Annotated in this window: 16 protein-coding genes; 4 read left to right on the forward strand and 12 right to left on the reverse strand. The window is 59.0% G+C overall.

Going from position 1 to position 18,210, the window contains the following annotated elements:
- Nucleotides 1–136: 136 nt before the first annotated feature.
- The 5 genes from WMP96_RS05750 to WMP96_RS05770 are packed head-to-tail and all read right to left on the reverse strand — an operon-like array spanning nucleotide 137 to nucleotide 5,764.
- Entirely contained in the window at nucleotides 137–1,591 is a 1,455-nt protein-coding gene (locus WMP96_RS05750) for an ABC transporter ATP-binding protein (protein ID WP_340432330.1), read from the reverse strand.
- The gene (locus WMP96_RS05755) at nucleotides 1,588–2,409 is read right to left on the reverse strand and encodes an ABC transporter permease (protein ID WP_200288760.1); all 822 of its coding nucleotides are present in this window, start codon (nucleotides 2,407–2,409) and stop codon (nucleotides 1,588–1,590) included. Before WMP96_RS05755 ends, WMP96_RS05750 begins: the two co-directional genes overlap by 4 nt.
- Nucleotides 2,409–3,377: an ABC transporter permease gene (locus tag WMP96_RS05760; RefSeq protein WP_301715957.1), complete on the reverse strand. Its 969-nt coding sequence runs from the start codon at nucleotides 3,375–3,377 to the stop codon at nucleotides 2,409–2,411. The genes WMP96_RS05755 and WMP96_RS05760 overlap by 1 nt, the downstream gene beginning before the upstream one ends.
- Nucleotides 3,374–4,960 (reverse strand): ABC transporter substrate-binding protein, encoded by a 1,587-nt coding sequence (locus tag WMP96_RS05765; RefSeq protein ID WP_340432334.1) that lies wholly within the window; start codon nucleotides 4,958–4,960, stop codon nucleotides 3,374–3,376. The genes WMP96_RS05760 and WMP96_RS05765 overlap by 4 nt, the downstream gene beginning before the upstream one ends.
- Before the next feature lie 39 nt (nucleotides 4,961–4,999).
- Nucleotides 5,000–5,764 carry a GntR family transcriptional regulator gene (locus WMP96_RS05770; protein ID WP_239205072.1) on the reverse strand — a complete coding sequence of 255 codons (765 nt, stop codon included), beginning with the start codon at nucleotides 5,762–5,764 and terminating at the stop codon, nucleotides 5,000–5,002.
- Between the two features lie 198 nt (nucleotides 5,765–5,962).
- Here WMP96_RS05770 and WMP96_RS05775 point away from each other — a divergent pair, with 198 nt between their 5' ends.
- Complete coding sequence (locus WMP96_RS05775; protein WP_239205074.1) at nucleotides 5,963–6,499, forward strand: hypothetical protein; 537 nt, start codon at nucleotides 5,963–5,965, stop codon at nucleotides 6,497–6,499.
- Here the strand turns inward: WMP96_RS05775 and WMP96_RS05780 are convergent.
- The 3 genes from WMP96_RS05780 to WMP96_RS05795 form a co-directional block, all read right to left on the reverse strand.
- Entirely contained in the window at nucleotides 6,496–7,515 is a 1,020-nt protein-coding gene (locus tag WMP96_RS05780) for an LLM class flavin-dependent oxidoreductase (protein ID WP_340432336.1), read from the reverse strand. The genes WMP96_RS05775 and WMP96_RS05780 overlap by 4 nt on opposite strands.
- Before the next feature lie 741 nt (nucleotides 7,516–8,256).
- Complete coding sequence (locus WMP96_RS05790; protein WP_301715954.1) at nucleotides 8,257–9,078, reverse strand: hypothetical protein; 822 nt, start codon at nucleotides 9,076–9,078, stop codon at nucleotides 8,257–8,259.
- Nucleotides 9,078–9,638, reverse strand: coding sequence for a hypothetical protein (locus WMP96_RS05795; RefSeq protein WP_239205080.1), 561 nt, complete (start codon nucleotides 9,636–9,638; stop codon nucleotides 9,078–9,080). Before WMP96_RS05795 ends, WMP96_RS05790 begins: the two co-directional genes overlap by 1 nt.
- A gap of 133 nt (nucleotides 9,639–9,771) precedes the next feature.
- Between WMP96_RS05795 and WMP96_RS05800 the strand changes: the two genes are divergently transcribed.
- Nucleotides 9,772–10,605, forward strand: coding sequence for a DUF1266 domain-containing protein (locus tag WMP96_RS05800; protein ID WP_340432339.1), 834 nt, complete (start codon nucleotides 9,772–9,774; stop codon nucleotides 10,603–10,605).
- 301 nt (nucleotides 10,606–10,906) lie between these two features.
- Here WMP96_RS05800 and brnQ read toward each other — a convergent pair whose 3' ends face one another.
- The 3 genes from brnQ to WMP96_RS05815 all read right to left on the reverse strand — a co-directional run bounded on the left by brnQ (nucleotide 10,907) and on the right by WMP96_RS05815 (nucleotide 15,612).
- The gene (gene brnQ / locus WMP96_RS05805; RefSeq protein WP_340432340.1) at nucleotides 10,907–12,295 is read right to left on the reverse strand and encodes a branched-chain amino acid transport system II carrier protein; all 1,389 of its coding nucleotides are present in this window, start codon (nucleotides 12,293–12,295) and stop codon (nucleotides 10,907–10,909) included.
- A 205-nt stretch (nucleotides 12,296–12,500) separates the two neighbouring features.
- Nucleotides 12,501–13,631, reverse strand: coding sequence for a MalY/PatB family protein (locus WMP96_RS05810; protein WP_239205086.1), 1,131 nt, complete (start codon nucleotides 13,629–13,631; stop codon nucleotides 12,501–12,503).
- A gap of 91 nt (nucleotides 13,632–13,722) precedes the next feature.
- Nucleotides 13,723–15,612, reverse strand: a complete 1,890-nt coding sequence (locus tag WMP96_RS05815) for an ABC transporter ATP-binding protein (protein WP_239205088.1) — start codon at nucleotides 15,610–15,612, stop codon at nucleotides 13,723–13,725.
- A 181-nt stretch (nucleotides 15,613–15,793) separates the two neighbouring features.
- On the opposite strand from WMP96_RS05815, the gene WMP96_RS05820 reads away from it, so the two are divergent.
- Both WMP96_RS05820 and idi read left to right on the forward strand, forming a co-directional pair.
- Nucleotides 15,794–16,342: a hypothetical protein gene (locus WMP96_RS05820; RefSeq protein WP_239205090.1), complete on the forward strand. Its 549-nt coding sequence runs from the start codon at nucleotides 15,794–15,796 to the stop codon at nucleotides 16,340–16,342.
- Complete coding sequence (idi, locus tag WMP96_RS05825) at nucleotides 16,339–16,875, forward strand: isopentenyl-diphosphate Delta-isomerase (RefSeq protein WP_301715951.1); 537 nt, start codon at nucleotides 16,339–16,341, stop codon at nucleotides 16,873–16,875. Before WMP96_RS05820 ends, idi begins: the two co-directional genes overlap by 4 nt.
- Here idi and WMP96_RS05830 read toward each other — a convergent pair whose 3' ends face one another.
- The gene (locus tag WMP96_RS05830) at nucleotides 16,876–18,174 is read right to left on the reverse strand and encodes a carboxylesterase family protein (protein ID WP_301715950.1); all 1,299 of its coding nucleotides are present in this window, start codon (nucleotides 18,172–18,174) and stop codon (nucleotides 16,876–16,878) included.
- Nucleotides 18,175–18,210 lie beyond the last annotated feature (36 nt).

The raw sequence follows: 18,210 nt of genomic DNA on the forward strand, positions 1-18,210 counted from the left end.
ATTAAATGCGGTGAGTAGCTGGGTGGTGCTAGGGCGCTGCGGGATGGGTTAGTCAAGCTGGGCGGCCACGGAGCAGCAGGATCCTTTCTAAGTGGAGCTATCTGACCCGACTACCTTACGCCCACCAGCACCCGCTTCACATTTCGGCGGCCGCGATAAGCCGACGCGTGTAGTCCGTGCTGGGGGAGGACCATACGGCCTCGGTAGGGCCGTGCTCGATGAGTCGGCCGCGGTCGAGGACGGCGACACTATCGCATAGGTGGCGTACCACCGCAAGGTCGTGGGTGACAAAGAGTAAGGTGAGCTCTCGCTTGTCGATGATCTCTGCCAGTAGCTCCAAAACCTGCGCGCGCACGGACATATCAAGGGCCGAGACTGCTTCATCGGCCAGCAGGATATCTGGCTCGCCGCACAGCACGCGGGCAATGGAAATGCGCTGGCGCTGGCCACCAGAAAACTCGTGCGGGAAGCGGTCGAGGCTATCGGTCGGAAGCCCGACCTCCTCGAGCGCGGCCGCGGCGCGGGAGCGCTTTTCGGCTTTGTTTGGGTTGCCCGGCATGGCCTCTGCGATGGATTTCCAGATCTTTAGCCGCGGGTTGAGAGAGCCCTGCGGATCTTGGAAGACCATCTGCACCCGGCCACGGACGGTGACCTCGCCGCTTGTGGGCTGGTCGAGTCCGGCAATGAGCTTGAGCAGGCTGGTCTTTCCCGATCCGGAGCCACCCACAATGCCGAGGCGCTCGCCGTGGTGCACGCGCAAGTCGATGCCGTCGAGTGCGGCGTGAGTGCCGTGCACCTTGCTAACCCCTTCGAGCGTGACCAGGGAATCTTCCGCTGCGGCCGGGGCAAGGCTCATCTCTGGTGGCTGTGAGGAGGCGATAAGCTCGCGGGTGTAGGGATGCTCGGGCTGGGCAAGAATCCGCTCGGTAGGGCCAGACTCCACCACTGCGCCGTGGTGCATTACCACAACGCGGGGACACATGCGGCGGATGACTCCCAAGTCATGGGTGATGAAGATCAGCGCGATGCCGCGAGCCTTGGTCACGCGCTCGATGACGCGCAATACGCCATCTTGCGTGGTGGCATCCAGCGCGGTGGTCGGTTCATCGCAGATGAGCAGATCGGGGTGGCCGGCCATGGCCATGGCAATGAGCACGCGCTGGCGCTGGCCTCCGGAGAGCTGGTGTGGGAATCGGGTGGCGATATCGGCGGCCAGGTCCACCTCTTCGAGAGCGGTTGCGGCATCGCGCACCCCGGCGTGGGCCAGCTGTTTGCCCACGCGCATAAGCGGATCCAGCGCGCTCATTGGTTCTTGGAAGACCATGGCCATGGTCTTCCCGCGCAATGGGCGGATACGGGCATCGCGTGCGCCTATCACCTCGTGGCCATCCACGGTGACGGAGCCGCTCGCGCGTACCCCATCGGGCAAAAGCCCCATGATGGACAGCGCAGTGAGCGATTTGCCGGAGCCGGATTCACCAATAATGCCGAGCCTTTCGCCGGCCGCGAGCTCGAAGTTCAAGGGCCCCAAAAGGGCAGTGGTGGACCCAGCAGCGGTGACCGCCAGGTTATCTACTTTGAGCAGGCTCATCGCGCGGATCCTTTCAGGCGGGGATCGAGGAGGTCACGGAGGGCGTCGCCAAGCAGGTTAAAGCCCAGCACTGTTGCCGCAATGGCCAGGCCGGGCCAGAAGGCCTGCAGAGGAGCGGTGCCCAGAAGCGACTGGGAATCTTGCAGCATCCGGCCCCACGAGGCGGCCGGTGGGGCGGTGCCTAAGCCAAGATAGGACAGGCCGGCCTCGGCCAGGATGGCAAGCGCGAAATATACCGAGGCCTGCACGATGAGCAGACCGGCAAGATTGGGCAGAATATGGCGCCACGCTACCTTCCAGCCCGGCACCGCGGAAATGCGCGCGGAGGAAATATAGTCCTGCGTGATGACCTGCAGCGTGCCCGAGCGCGCAACCCTGGCAAAAGAAGGAATGCCGGCGATGCCGATAGCAATCATGGCCGTAAGCGTTGAGGGGCCCCATACCGCGCCAGCAATAATCGCCAAAAGCAGCGCGGGGAAGGCAAGCAACAAATCCGCACTGCGCATCACTAACGCATCGGCCCACGTGCCGCGGCGCATGCCAGCGAGGATGCCGAGCGGCACGCCGACCACGGCGGCGATTCCCACCGCCACTAGGCCGACGAAGACCGTAATCTGGGCCCCCGCCATGAGGCGGGAAGCGGTATCGCGACCGAAGCGGTCCGTACCAAGGAGATGCTCGGCGCTGGGGCCGGCAAGGCTCACATCCGGGTGCGCGAGAGTAGGGTCATACGGCGTCCACACCAGCGAAATCACTGCCACCAGCACCGTGGCGGCGACGAGGATGGCCCCCAGCCAGCCAGAAAAACGCAGCTTCATTATTTATCACCTGCCGTGATGCGCGGATCGATGAATCGGTAGGCCACATCCGTGAGGGCATTGACCACCAAGGCGAAGGCGACGAGGAGCATGACCAAGGTCTGCACCGTGGTCAGATCGCGCACCGCCACCGCATCCAGCAGCATCGAACCTATGCCGGGGATGACAAAGACGGACTCAATTACTACGGCGCCCACGACCATCGTGGTTAGCTGTACGCCGGCCACGGTAAGCACGGGCAGCGCCGCATTGCGCAGGCCGTGGCGCTTCAGCGCCTGCCACGGGGACTGACCCAGCGCACGGGCGGTACGAATATAGTCCTGATGCAGCACATCGAGCACAGCCGAGCGCACATAGCGCGTCAGCATTGCACCTTGCACCACGGCCAGCGCAATGACCGGCAAGATGAGGTGGCGAATAAACTCGCCTGCGCCCTGGTTTGGCGGCACCCAACCATTGGCCGGCAGCCAGCCTAGGTGAACGGCAAAGATGGCCACCAGGATGATGCCGAGAAGGAAGCTGGGCACCGCAATGCCTAGCTGCGTACCGGCAGAAACCACATCCGCGCTGCGGGTACGGTTGCGCAGTGCCAACCACATTCCCACCGGAATGGCCCCGGCCAATGCGAGCAGCATCGCCAAACCAATCAGGATGAGCGTGACTTGGGCGCGGTCCAGCACCAGCGGCGTAATATCTTGTTGCGAGGACAATGACTGCCCAAAACTGCCGGTAAACAGGCCTTTTATCCACTCCCAATATTGCGTGAGCAGCGGGCGATCCAGGCCCAGCTCAGAGCTGAGCTCGCCGACGGCCTCTTCGGTCGCATTCACTCCCAGCGCCACCCGCGCCGGGTTGCCTGGCACCGCGCGCATTAGCGCGAAGATGATGATGGAGGCGGCAAAGAGCGTTAATGCAAAGCGCAGCAGCGGGCGCACGATGGCGCGCCCAGTAAGGCGAAGGGAAGTCATCGTGCCTCCTTCTCGGCGTCGTCTGCGGCGTTATCCGCAGAAGCCGCGCTAGCAGTAGCGTCTGCGGAGCTGAGATCGCGCAAGATCAGCGCGTCCGTGACCTGATCAGGATGCAGTCCGCGCACGCCTGTGCGGGTGAGCACGATATTGGGCATATTCATCAAAGTCAGCGCGCCGGCATCAGCCATGATCTGGTCCACGGCTTGTGCCATGAGCTTGGGGTAGTCCTGCTCGGGTGCGGAGTCTGCCTGGGCCAAAAGCTCGCGGGTGCGCGGCGAATCGTAGTTGAGGTAGTAGTCCGGATCGCCGAATAGGGTTGGCACATCGCGCGGTTCTACGTGGGAGATGAGCGACATTTGATAGTCTTTGGCACCCATGACCTGGCCCAACCATACGGCTGGGAACTCGGCGGATTCCAGCTTCACCTTAAAACCAACTTCGGTGAGTTGCGAGCACAGCAGCTCGGCGACGGTCTGGGCATAGGGCAGCGTCGGTGTGGTCAGCGTGATTTCGGCCCCTTCTGCGCCGGCCTCTTCGAGTAACTGGCGGGCCTTATCCGGGTTGTAGTCGTAATAGTGCTTTCCTTGGAACCACGGATCCGTGGGTGGGATTGGCGCACCCCCGGTGTCTTTGGCTAGCCCATTCCACAAAATGTCATTGGCCGCCTTGCGGTCGACGGCATAGGCGACTGCCTGGCGCACGCGCGGATCATCAAAGGGAGCCCGGGCATTATTCATGGATAGCAACACCTCACCATTGGTGGTGCCGACCTCGGTAGCGATGCCGTCCTTGACGTCGTCGAGAAGCTCCGGGTTTTGCACACCCCAGACCACGTCCACGCCGCCGGCCTGCAGCGCATTGACCGAGGAGATGGTGTCTGGGAAATAGCGCACGGTGACATCGTGCGCGGCGGGCTTTCCCCAATAATTTTTGCGGACCTTGAGCTCCACAAATTCCGAAGGCGCAAAGCGGGAAACCTCAAAGGGGCCGGTACCCACCGGTTGGGCGGCGAGGTTATCCATGCCATTAGGCGTCATCATCGCGCCGGTGGCCGTCCCCATGGACCAGAGCCAACCATTCGATGGCTGTTTCAGGCGCACCTTTAGTGTGTGATCATCGATGGCTGTGGCCTTGGCTACCGGATCCATGGCTGCAGAGATGCCATTGGTCCATTTCTCGCGAACGTAATTAATGGAAAAGGCCGCGGTCTCGGCGGTAAAAGCATCGCCATTGGAAAAGGTGACACCTTTGCGCAGGTGGAAGGTATAGCTGCGGGCATCGTCGCTGATCTCCCACGAGCTGGCGAGCCCCGGGGTGATAGAACCGTCCTCATCGATGCGCACGAGAGTTTCGTAGACATTGTCCATGAGTACGGCGGGGATGGCGGCACCACCGGTAGTGGTGAAATCAAGGGAGGTGGCTGCCGAGGTGGAGGCTACGGTAAGGGAAGCAGAAGCGGAGTCACTATCTGCTTGGGAGGTATCAACCACCGCGGTATGGCCTGCAGAGCACGCTGATACGGTTCCGACAGCGGCCGCCATGGCGAGGCTACCCAGCGCCCTGCCGGCGCGAAATCTTCTCATAGGAAGCAGGGTAGCCGGTGGGGATAGCTGCCGTGAAACTTATGCAAAATTTCCGGGTGTGGGGATAACTTCTAGGGGTGAAACACCCCCACGTACGTTATTCATAGCCAGCTTCATGCGGTCCGCGCGATAGAGGTATACCGCCAATTCCACCGGTTCGCCGGAGTGGTTGGATATTTCCATCTGGAGCCGCCACAGTGGGGTGCCAGTGGCCACTTCAAGTGCCTCGGCATCCTCGGCCGTGGCTTCTTCCAACGTGAGTTCGCGGCGCACATTATCAAAGTCCACGCCGCATTCGCGCAGGTGCGCATGAATAGAGCCGGCATCCGCGTCGAAGTCCAAGATGTGCTTTCCCACCACCATGGGGAAATACATTCGCTCAATGGCAATGGGGTGGTCCTCGGTATAGCGCACGCGGTGGACAAAGACCACATTTTGTTCTGGGTCTACACGCAGAAAACGAGTGATTTCCCGCGGCGCACGGCGGCGAGCCAGCCACAGGGTGTGCTGTTGGGGATCCGCGTCATATTCGCTGAGCCAGCTGGAGATGGAATAGATGGATTCAAAAAGCTCTGCCTGGGTAGAGGCTAAAACGGTGGAGCGTCGCCCGCGGCCGGAGGAAACCAGCCCTTCGGCGCGCAAAGCCGCAACCGCTTGGCGCACGGGTCCGCGGGAAGAAGAAAACTTCTCGCATAAATCTGCTTCACTAGGCAGAAAATCGCCTGGTTGCAGCACGCCAGAGCTGATCTGCTCTCGCAGGTAATCAGCGATCTTTCTATGCTGCTGTTTATCGCGTGGGCTCATTCAACCTTTGTCCTTAGTCTCTCCGGGGCTTTTCGCAGCGGAGCGAAACACAATAATGCTATTCCATTTTTCTAAGGCGCGCTAATGAAGCAGCGCCACTTAGAAACTACGCGCTATTCGGGCGAAAAGGCACTAAATAAAATCACGCGCCGCTCTATCAGCGCTAGGTAGGTGGGAAGCACGCTAGGCTAAGTTTTCGTGGACGAGAGCACCGAAATCATTGAAGTACGCGAAGCCAGCGGTACCGCGCGCCTGGGCAAGGCAGTGACGGTGGCTGTCATTATCGCCGTCGCGCTGCTGCTAATCGGTGGAGTGCTTATTTACTCGGCGCTGCAGGAGCCGGCCGACACACGCTTGCATACCGTTTACCTCATTGCCGCGCTCATGCCCTTAGGAGGGGCGCTGTGCGCGATGCTGGCGGTGGTAGCCTCCGCGCAGCGCCGAGCTCGTGTGCTGCTGCGCATTGGCGAGGATATTTCCTTGCCACTCCAGCGGACTAGGTATCCGGCCGCTGAGCTTGAGCGCATGCAGTTCTATTCGCTCGAGCCGGGCCAAAATTTCCTGGCCCTGATTCCGCGTGGGGTAGGCGTTTCTACCTTGGACGAAGCGCAGCAGTATTCGGTGCGACTGCCGGAACAGGCGAACCTGGGGCCGCGGGAGCTCGAGGGAAAACTCCGGGAACGGTTCCCCGAGGTCCCCATTGACCACCTAGGCCACCTAAGGGCCGAAGGCTAGCTCGGGGTGCCGGCTACGCGTGCCGGATCGAGCTGCCAGCCCTGCGCGAGCAGCTGCATATTCTTGATTACTTCCTCGTGTGAGCTGGACTGCAAGGAAACCATCAGCTCATCGGCCTTAGCGTGCTCTTGGAAGGTCTCGAGGTAGTTTGCCACCTCATCGGCAGTGCCGACGGCGGAATACTTCAGCATGTCTAGGATCTGCTGGCCCTGGTAAGAACCGATAATCTGCTCCACCTGCTCATCGGTGAGGTGCTTGCCGCGGCCGGCGAAGGCTTTGACGCGGTTGAAACACACGCGCTCGTATTCCTCCTGCGCCCGTTGGGTGGTCTCGGCGGCGGTGACGTTGACTCCGGCGATGAGGTAGGGCTTGCTGAAGCGCTCGGAAGGCTGGAAGTTCTCGCGGTAGTAGGTGGTAGCCTGCTCGAGGTGCTGCGGGGCAAAGTGAGAATCAAAGGCATAAGGCAGGCCGAGCTTGGCGGCTAGCGAAGCGCCAAACATGGACGAGCCCAAAATATAGATCGGCACGTTGGTATTAGCACCTGGAACAGCGCTGACCCCCGGGATATAAGACTTGCCCTCGAGATAGGAGTTGAGCTCTTTGACGTCTTCGGGGAAGCGTTCGGCAGAGTGGGAGTCGCGGCGCAGGGCGCGGCCCAGGGTATTCATATCCGTGCCGGGTGCGCGGCCTACGCCTAAGTCGATGCGCTTGGGATACATCTCCTCCAAAGTGCCGAATTGCTCGGCGATGACATAAGGGGAGTGATTGGGCAGCATCACTCCGCCGGAGCCTAAGCGAATGCGCTCAGTCTTTGCGCCGATATGGGCGATGAGCACGGCCGGGGAAGAAGACATGATGGACTTCATATTGTGGTGCTCGGTGTACCACATGCGAGAATAGCCCAGCTTTTCTGCTTCCTGTGCCAACTGCACGGAGCGGGCGATGGATTGTGCTGGGGTCTCGCCCTCATAAATGGTGCAGAAGTCCAAGACGGAAAGATGCGCGCGTTCGGTCACGGGGAGCCTTCCTTTTTGCTTTCGGTAAATCCTGTCTAAGTTCTCTTCTTCCAACGGTACGCGCCGCAGGACTATTCCGGGCGGGGCTATACCGCATCGCCGCCGGGACCTGTTGGCATAAAAATCCCCTCCGCCTCGGCACCGTGGTGAGGTGCGGAGGGGTGTGTTCCTATATAGGTTGTCGACTCCGTGGGTGGGGGCGTGAAGGGGTTTCTGCTTTGCCTTGTGGATGTTCTTTTCGGGCACCTTGAAGGGCTGATTGGGCTTGCTGCGCAATCGGCTTGAGGTGAGGTTCTGTTGGTTCTACGCTGCTGCGGCTTCCTGGATTATGGAGAAGACGTGGTAGGGCTCGCCGTTTCGCAGCATGGTGAAAAATTTTAGGCGTCGGCGTGCGAGTGCGATGACTTCAGCGTTGTGTCTTTTGCCTTCTTTGTCTTCATCGCTGGGGTTGGCTAGACAAGCTTGGTACTGGCATCCACATGGACTGTGAGACCTTTTGCCGCCTAGGCTGGGTCAGGTTCCTATTAGCAGTTTGAATATGTCGCCCCCGGATCATTTTCAAACGGGGACAGCATTAAGCCATACCGAAGCCAGTGACTAGTTCCACTGTCCTTTTTCGGACAGGTGAACGGAAAACATAGCCTGCCCAATCGGGTGGACAGGCTATGAATCTTCGGTGCCCCAAGGGGGAACTGCTAACAATGTAATGGGCTGTTCCTACGAGCGTGGGTAAGCATATTTCTACTTGGCCACGCCGAGGTTAACTAGCACTTTCTTTGCCACCTCAGGGTCGTTGCTTTGGATCGTGTACTCAACAATTCCCTGATTATCTGGGAGGATTTCCGCGACGGTCGTGAAAGACTCTAATTTTTGGGCCTTGAACGTTGATCCGCGCGTTGATTCTGCCGGAATCTCAACGGTATCGAGGATAGGCTTGCCGTCACGAACGGCGGCGGTGGCGGAAGGATCATCGGTAAAGAGTACGAAGCCGACCTCAGGTGCCTTCGCAGTATCCACGCCACAGTTAAAACCCTTCGCCATTGGAGCAGGTGAACCGTCCGCACCGTAATAGTTAAATTGCACGTCATAGTCCGTGCAGTACTTCGCGAAGTCAGCAATCGGTTCGGGAACTTGGTCAGCAGGAGTAAGGTCGCTCAGCGTGTCGCCCGTGGTATTTTCTCCGGTCTCTTTAGTAGCGCCATCGCCGGCGAAACCGGAATCAGCGGGTGCGTCAGCAGCGGGCTGTTCCGGAGGAGCGGACTCCTCGGATTTGGAACCAGAGAGCGCGTCTTTGGCTGCAAAATAGGCAATCGCTAACATCACGATGACGGCTATCACTACCGGAAGAAGCAATAGCTGCTTCTTGGTGCTGAGACCTGACGACCCGCCATTGCCGCGAGCGCCTGTCGCAGTCGCTGGAGACGCACCTTTACTTGGCAACGACCCGTGCTCGATGTATAAGCGATAGGTATACTCCGCTTTCGATGAGGAGCGCTTGATGTGTGACGTATCTTCTGCCCCATTAAGCCGGTCGGGCGAACCGGGGTATGCAAGTCGGTTCATTATTCAGTCCACCACCGTGAATCAATGTCGGAATATAGGGAACGCATCGACTCAACATGCTCTTCTAAGCTATTGCGATTGAGTCGATTCTTGTTTTCCTTCCATCGTTTGAAGAGGTCCGTGGAAGACACCGAGCGCGAGGCTTCCGTCCGTGCTTCCCTGCCTGCTGTCAGGGCCCACTGGGCAGCAAACTGCATACGCTCTGCCGCTTTTTCAGTGAAACCACTCCACACTTTGTACGTGGCGTAGAGCTGTGCCACGACGGCCCAACCGCCTTCGTAAGGCAGGGCAATGACGTTTCCGAGGTTGTCAAGCTCAAGAAATTCAAAATGAGATGGGTCTTTTTTGTTGCTGGATACTAGAATCCTTCGGTTGGTGACAAAAGCGGCACCGTCCACCCCACTGGCTTTCGTAGTGGCGGCTTCCAGCACGATCTCGTCGACACCAAGGCCTTCCACAACGGCCACGGCGGCAGCGCGCAAGATCTCGGAATCGCCGGCACGTTCAAGTGCAGCACCGAGGTCTGGTCGGTCGGTCAATGCGGTTTGGGGGTCTGTCATGCAATCGAGGTTAACAATCCAACTAAATTTGTGACTTGGGACTGTCAAATTAGCACATAAAATAACCCAAATATGGGGGTACTCTCGGAGGATCCACTGACTCTAGGTTAAATTCTCGGTACTTTGTTGGGTTATGAGCCCAACGTTCATGCCAGCAAAGTTTGATGATTCTACGCACTACATGCTTGCCAAATTCCCATGGCCGGAACCGGAGCCAAGTGCAGATGAGGTGCGCCGTCACTCATGGGGGATGGTGTATAAGGAAAATAAATCGTTTGCGACTCCGTTAGGGGGTAAGGAGATCGGCAAGGTGACGGCTGAGCAGTACAAAGAATTCCTTGAGCAAAGCTATGGGGTAACCGGTGTGCAAGAGGCTCATCAGGCTACTGATCATTTCCTCGCGGGTGGCCAGCATGTGGAAAATGATTTTCTATTACCGCTTGCTTACGCCGTGAAGGATGTTCCAGAACGCGAACTTGCGGCGGAAATCGAGGAAAAGGTCGAGTTTCTCAAAGATTTCTTCGCTGGAACGGGTGTAGATACGCGCGGCGCAGAACATAAGTTCCGTCATCTCGTTCGGTTATTGCGTTCGGAAAGCTTTGTCTCGGCAACAGCTCCGGCACTCCCCACGACTACTCGTGCATGGGACATTATCCGAGTTCACAACGTCGGTGGACCAGCAACGGAGTTGGGATGGATCTCGCCAGAAGAGTTTCTGCAGATTTCAGATAGGGCCGTGGCGGCGCTACAGCACCACTTCGTCTCGTGGGCCGACGTCGCCGCGAGCTTCTGGTGGGGAAGAATGATCTGGGCATGTGATGGCGAGCTCGACGTCGCCGCGGCGATGAAGAAACAAACAGAACGTTTCACCGAGCTACTCGCCAAAAGCAAATCGCCTTGGGTACGCGTGCCCTTGCATGGCAGCTCGACCGAGGAGCCATTTTCATCCTTAGACGAACTGCGCTAGCTTGTTGCCACTGTCTTGGGTGGCGGTAGCAGCCACCGGTGGCACGAGTTTGGCCCCGAGCTCAGAACCGGTCAGCGTCTCGACATCGGCGCCGAACGCGCGATGTAGCCGGCAACTACCAAGCGGACGCCGTGATTGTTAAACCTACTGTGAACGGGGCGCTCATAATCCAAACCCACTGAGGACATCAGCGGAGCACACTGTCCCCACACCCCGAGGCCGCGCGAAGCTGCTTAGGAATCTCCTCGACCGCGGGGTCTGGGTGCATGCGGCACAGTGGGGGTAGGGCAGGAATAAAAGACTAAGCCTCAGCGAGGGCGTCGGCCTCCGCCGGTGGGTTGGCAGCCTCGTGCTTCTCGCCTGCCTTGGTGGCGATATCGACAACGAGGCCGATGACTGCCGCGATGGCGGTAGGGACGATCCAGCCCAGGTCCACGGATTGGCCGGGTGCCCAGCTCAAGAGGGGATCGAGCGCGTCGGTACCCCAGCCCTGAGCTGCGATAACGGACAAGGCCGACCACAGCACCGATACCCACAGTGCCAAACGGTAGGTCCAATAAAAGACCACGGACTTTTTCACCACTGGCTGGATCAGGGTGAGGAAGATAAGGGAAATAGCTGGTGGATACAGGAAAGTAATGAAGGGCACTGCAATGGACAGCACCGTCTCCAGCCCCTGGAAGGCAAAGAGAATGGACAGTGCGGTAAAGAGACAGGCCCAGACGTGGTACTTGACCTTGGGCAGCAGCATTTCGAAGAAGGCAGAGGTGGAGGTGATAAGGCCCACCGCGGTGGTCATGCAGGCCAGGATGACGATGGCGGAGAAGACGACCTGGCCGATGGTGCCCATGGTGAGATTTGCGGCGTCGGCAAGCAGGGGTGCTCCTGACTCATAGGACTGGCCATTGGGAATGGTTTGGCCTACCCACGCCAAGCCCAGATAGATAGCGGCCAGCAAAGCGCCAGCAACCAGAGCGGCGGTGATGGTGCCATTGATCAAGGACTTCTTGGTCTTAAAGCCCTTGGAACGTAAAGCACCGACAATGATGATGGAAAAGGCCAGACCCGCAATGGCATCCATGGTGTTATAGCCCTCAAAAAGGCCGGTGACCATGGGGGAAGAAGTATAGTCCGCAGTAGGGGTCTGGGGATCGCGGGGATTGTTGAAAGCTGCCAAGGCGATGAGGATAACCAACAACGCCACCAAAGCCGGGGTGAGGAACTTACCCAAGGTATCGATAATGGAGTTCGGCTTCCAGGACAGTGCTAGGGCGATGAGGAAAAAGACCACATTGAAGATGCCATTGGCCATGGTTCCCTCCCAGCCCAGCAGTGGGGTGATGGCGGTTTCCATGGAAACGGCGCCGGTGCGCGGCAGGGCGTAGAACGCGCCGATGGCAAGGTAGGCCATTACAGAAAAGACGAGGCCGAAAAGCGCGCCGCCGTTGGAGCTCAGGTCGCGCACGGAGCGGCCCGAAATGGAGACGGCGACAATGGCTAGGACCGGAAGGAGCACGCCGGCGGCGAGGAAGCCGAGGACGGCAGGCCAAAAATTGGTGCCGGCCGAAACTCCCACCATGGGTGGGAAGATGAGGTTGCCGGCGCCGAAGAACATCGAAAACAGCATTAGCGACGCAATTACGATGGTGGCGACGGGCTTTGTAGTGCTTGACGCGACTGGGGTAGCCATGGTGGCTCCTTAATTTTCCATGTACAGCTAGAATGCGAGGAAGCTTTCCTTATTCCGCCGAGGGGTGATGGCGGGGTAGGGTGCGTCTACGCGGTCCGAGGTGGCGGGTCACGCCTGTTCGTGTAATGAGACATTACCGCCCACATGGTGAGAAATCAAAGTGTGGGGGTGACGCAGAATACATGGTTGACCCAGCCGGGCCGGCTTAATCGAGTGCGGCGAAGGCACGCTCCATGCGGTCGAGTGCCTCCTCCAAAATCTCGCGCGAGGTAGAGAAATTCAACCGCGCATGTCCCGGACCGCCGGTGCCAAAGGTATCGCCCTCATTGAGCGCGACCTTCGCATTCTCCCGCAGCCATTTGGCCGGCTGTGGATTGCCGCCGATGGCGGTATCAGCAAAGTCCAACCACAGCAGGTAGGTGGCCTCCGGCTTGCTGGTCTTTAAACCAGGGATGCGCTGTGGCAGCTCCTCCACCAACCAATCGCGGGTCTGCCGCAGGTACGCTATTTCTTCATCGAGGAAGTCGCCGCACTCGCGGTAGGCAGTCTCCGCAGCAAGCACACCCAAGGTGCCCGTGCCATCCTTGGCCACCCCAGTAAGGCCATTCCACGTGTGTACATCGGACGTATTGGAGAAAATAATCTGCGCGCACTTTAGCCCGGCAGTATTAAAAGCCTTGGAAGTAGCGGTTACCGTGATGGTGCGCTCGGCAGCCGCCGCGCTCAGCGACGCCACCGGGATATGCCGCCCCTCATAGACCAGCGGGGCATGGATTTCATCGGCCAGGATGCGGGCATCATATCTTTCCGCCAGTTCTACCAAGCCGGTGAGGTAGTCCTCGTCCAAGACACGGCCGAGTGGGTTATAAGGGTTGGCTAGCAAAATAGAGCCAGCGCCCTGCTGGAAGGCGCGCTCAATATCATCGAGCTCTAGGCTGGTCTCGATCTTTTCGCGGCCAGCGGTGCGCGGCAGCTCCAGCAGCGGAGGGTAGGAAGGCACTGGCACGATGACCGGGGAACCTTCGCGGGTAAAGTACTGCACTCCTAGCAAAAGACCCCGCACTACATCCCCAATCCAGAAAATGTGCTCCGGGTTGGGGCGCCAGCCATAGCGTGTGTCATAGAAATTAGCCACAGCCTCGCGCAGTCCTGAGGCCTTGGGTGCTGGGGTATAGCCGAAGGTTTCCCTATCCACCATTTCTTCCAACGCCTTCTTGATGGCGGGCGCGGTGGGGAAGTCGGACTCCGCAATCCACAGTGGCAACACATCTTCTTCGAAGACGGTCCACTTGCGGGTTCCGCGGGCTTGCAATTCTTCTAGGCTAGGAAACTCCATGGCCACAACCATAACGTGAAGCCCGCGGCCACCCCAGCGCATTTATGCGCTTTTATTCAACTGGCTTATCTTCCCTGAACGGTGCAGGCTCCTAGACATCTGCCTCCTCTTCCTCCTCGGATTCGGAGGCGTGGCCGGAGACAAAGCCATATTTTTTCAACCTGCGGCGGTCTGCGGCCGAGGTGGATTGAGTGAGTTTGAGCAGTTCAGCATAGATACCGCCGGACTGCGCCAGCTCGGCCGGCGAGCCCATCTCATCGATGCGGCCGCGGTCCAAGGTGATGATGGTATCGACGTCCGCAATGGTGGACAGCCGGTGGGCAATAATGAGCGTGGTGCGGTCCTTCATCAGCTCATCCAAGCCGGCCTGCACGGCGCGCTCGGACTTGGTATCAAGCGCCGAGGTGGCCTCGTCCAATACCAAAATGGGGGCGTCTTTCAGCATGGCGCGGGCAACGGAGACGCGCTGCTTCTGCCCACCGGAAAGCTTCAGACCGCGCTCACCAATAACGGTGTCATAGCCATCCGGGAAAGCCTGGATAAACTCATGGGCATTGGCGCGCTTGGCGACGTCCACGATTTCTTCCTCCGTGGCACCCGGCTTGCCGTAGGCGATATTTTCGCGAATGGTGCCGGAGAAAAGATAAGACTCCTGGAAGACCACGCCCACCGAGGCGCGCAGGCGCGAAGCAGTGAGATCGTCTACCCGGTGGCCTAGCACATCGAGGTGCCCCTCTGAGGGGTGGTATAGGCCCAAAAGCAGGTTCACCAAGGTCGACTTGCCGCCGCCGGACTCGCCCACGAGCGCTACCTTATGGCCCTCAGCGGCCGCGAAGGAAATATCCTCCACCACGGGTTTTCCCTCCTCATAGGCGAAGGAAACGTGCTCAAAGGAAAACACCGGCGCGCCGGGTGTAGGCTCCAGCGGGCGAACCGGCGTGAGATCCAGCTGCGGGGTATGCGAACCAGTGGTGGCGGCCACCAGTTCGCGCGGGGCGGTGGGCTCGAGCTCTTCTTCCATTACCTTGAAGTAGTCCTTCGAACCGGCTATTGCGCGCTGGGCGGTATCGACAATCCAGCTCATCATAAAGACCGGCTGCTTCGCACTGGAGACCATCTGCAGCAACATGACCATATCGCCCAAGGAAAAATGCCCCTCCAGCGTGCGCCAGAAGATAACGCCGTAGATACCTAGGAAGATAAACGCCATGGCCAGACCGCGGAAGGTATCCATCATGTGCCACCAGCGCGATTGCGGCTTAGTGGTATCCACCACGGTGCGGTAGCGCGTAGCAAAGTGGAAGAGCTCGCGGGTCTCGCTCACAAAGGACTTGGCCACCTTGACCTGGCCTATGACCTCGGCAAAGCGTCCATTAGCCTGGTCAATATTCTCATTTTTAATGGCCTCAAATTTCTGCCAGCGCTTCGAGGTCAGCGCCGTGAGCCACATATATACCGGGAAGAGGAGGGCCAGCAGGATGGCCAGCGGCCAGTAGAACCACGCGGTAATGGCTAATACCGCGAGGGTTTGAATGATCATCGTGAAGAAGTTATTGGCAAAGGACTGCACGAACTGCGTGATATTGGCAATCGAGCGATCCAACCGGGCGATAATCGTGCCGGTGACCTGGTTATCGTAATAGCCCTGCGGGAGGGCGAGCAGCTTGGCAAAGTAGCGGGTAGACAAAATCTCGCGCAGGCGCGAGACCATGACATCGCCGATGTAGCCACCAATATTGCGGAAGAGGGCATTGGCGGCGTCGGCAAGAAAAAGCGCCACAGCCAATAACAGCACTGTGCGCAGTGCATCGCCGGCCGGGGCGTCCGTCTGCAGCGCCTCTACGATCGTATCGGTAGCGTGGCGCGTCAAAAAGGGCGATATCAGTGCTAGGACTGCGGTGACCGTGGCAGCTAGTAGCACGCCCAAGTAATAGGGCCACAGGGCAGAAGCACTGCGAGTAATGCGCAAGATGGAATTCATAAAGCCACACTCAATTCAAAAAGGCGGGTAGTGCGCGATTTTAGGGGAGGAGAGATTTAAGCGACTGCCTAGTATGCCACATGCGGGGTTCACGAGAGTAAATGCCTAAGTTGCGAAAAGAGTAGGCTAAGGTACTTGTGCAGAAATACAACAATCTTCGCGTGCAAAGGATCCATCCACGGTGAAAAAATCTCACATACTCGGCGCAGGCGTGGTCAGCGCTCTCGCCGTGACCCTGACCGGATGTAGTGTTCTCCAGCCGGAAGAAACAGGGCTCGGGGACAATATCACCGTCTCCAGCTCCGAAGAAGCCCCGTACGAGGCCAAGGACACCGATGACAAAGAGGTCACTTCTAACCTTGCCGAGCCGGTAAAGGATAAGGGCTTGGGCGTGAGCTGGGAACTGCAGGGAGTGTATTCCGATAACAATTCCGGCGGCTCCGTAGTGACCATCCTGCTGAAGAATGAAAACGACGTTCCCTTGCCGGTCGACGCCTTTGAAGATCCCACCCTCGAACGCGCCGACGGCAATGGTGGCTGGGCCAAGATTAATTCCTTGCCCTATGACGAGCAGTCTGCCCCGGATGTGGAGCCACCAGGACTCGACCACCCGTTGGGAGCGGGTGCCTCGGTGAATCTGCAATACCGCTACGACGTCACTCCTGGCAACCTGTGGAATGCGCGCCTCCACGTAGGCAACGTGACCTGGGTAGGAGACCTTAATCTATGACGGAACTTGTAGTCTTGGCCTCTGCCGCGGGCGAACCCATCGGCACCGCTCCCAAGGCCGAAGTTCATACCTCCGATACCCCGCTGCACTTTGCCTTCTCCGCCTGGCTAACCTGCGGCGGCAAAGTGCTAGTCACGCGCCGCGCGCTGAGCAAACTCACCTGGCCTGGCGTGTGGACCAATGCTTTTTGCGGCCACCCCGCTCCCGGCGAGGAGAATACGGCTGCAGTACTGCGCCGCGCCTCCTTTGAGCTAGGCATCGCGCCTTCAGATCTATCCACCTCGCGGCTTATCCTGCCGGATTTTTCTTATCGCGCGGTGGATTCTTCAGGCACGGTAGAAAACGAAATCTGCCCGGTATATACCGTCGAGCTTGCCCCTGATGCGCAGTGGGAGCCCAATCCCGAGGAAGTAGATTCCTACCAGTGGGTCGAGCCGGCCCGGCTTTTTGCTGCCGCCGATGCCATGCCTGGCGTCTTTAGCCCGTGGATGATTGATGAGCTAGCGGACGAAAAGCTGCGTGCTGCGCTGTAATTACAGCTCCTCGTCGTTATAAAAGGCCGCGGCCACATAGTCCAAGGTGGCATAGGCTAGGCGACGCTCGCCCGTATCGAGGTCAAATTCCAGCACCTGGTGGTCATCGCCATATCTGGGGAATCCGGGCTCACCCGTGGTGGCAAAATGGCGTAGCCACTCGTTGAGCTCTTCGGCGGGGGCGTTGTTTTCCCCTTCGCTACCATTGCCGCCAAAAAGTGGGCCGAGCTCGGCGCAGTGCACTGCGGGGGCATTAGTGCGGGTAAATTCCATCATCCACGTAGGTCCTGGAGCATACTCGGCTACCTGGGCGGTCCAACGTCGCACTGCGGCATCACCGATGAGCCGGCCCATCGGCCGCTGCGGATCCACATAATGCGCCAGTTGCCGCCACTGCTTGAAGCGCCCCTGCGAAATCCCAAACTTGGGCGAAAGATAGCTGGTAATAAAGCCCGCCAAGGCCATCTTGTCAATGCGCTGGGCTGTGGGCATGTCATAGAACTCATCGCGGGTAGATGTCACGACGATAGGGATATCCGCCAGTTCTTCGGCCCGCAGTGGCGCGGGGCCCAAGGCGACATCGAAGCGATATTTCTTGCGGAATTTGGCATACCCTTTGGCCAGCGATTCTGGGTCCATTTTTTCTAGAGCCTGGCGCGTGACCGGCACGCCGAGAGCCTTGCGTAGGTCGGTGACGCGGTGCTCGAAGCGGTCGCGTGGGAATGCCGGCGAGAGCGCCAGCACGCGGCGGAAACCGCCCCGGAAGTGATCGCGGCGTGCGAGCCACAAGCTTATCGCCGCCCCAGCGGATTGGCCTACCAAAGTGATATTGGTTTTATCGCCACCAAAGGCCTCGATATTGTGCTGCAGCCATTCCAAAGCTAGGAGGCAGTCATCGATGCCGCGGTAGCGGTCCGCCTCATCGCCGTCAAAGCGTGCGAAACCAGCCAAACCGACCCGATAACCCACGTTGACCTGGATTACACCGTGACGGGCATTCTTAGTCCCCGAAAGCCGCGGATCCTCGTGCGATCCGTGCTCGTAGCGCCCGCCGTGAACATAGACCACCACAGGGCAGTCGTTGGCATCGGCAGGAGTGGTAATGGACAAAGCAATATCTTCTGGGTGCGGCTCGCGGGCATCCTGATCGACGCTGCGATCATATGGCTCGGCAGGAGAGTAGGGGCTGGGGATGTTGCAATAGCGCACCGAATGGAAATAGTGCAGGCCATCTCGGCGTACGCCGGTGATCCGGCCGGAAGCGGTGGCGACGGTAACAGGAATCTGGGCGCTCGACATGTCAGCCAGACTACCGCGAGCAAGTAGGATAAGTAG

The sequence above is a fragment of the Corynebacterium sp. KPL4035 genome, from assembly GCF_037908325.1.
In the GTDB taxonomy this organism is placed as follows: domain Bacteria; phylum Actinomycetota; class Actinomycetes; order Mycobacteriales; family Mycobacteriaceae; genus Corynebacterium; species Corynebacterium kefirresidentii.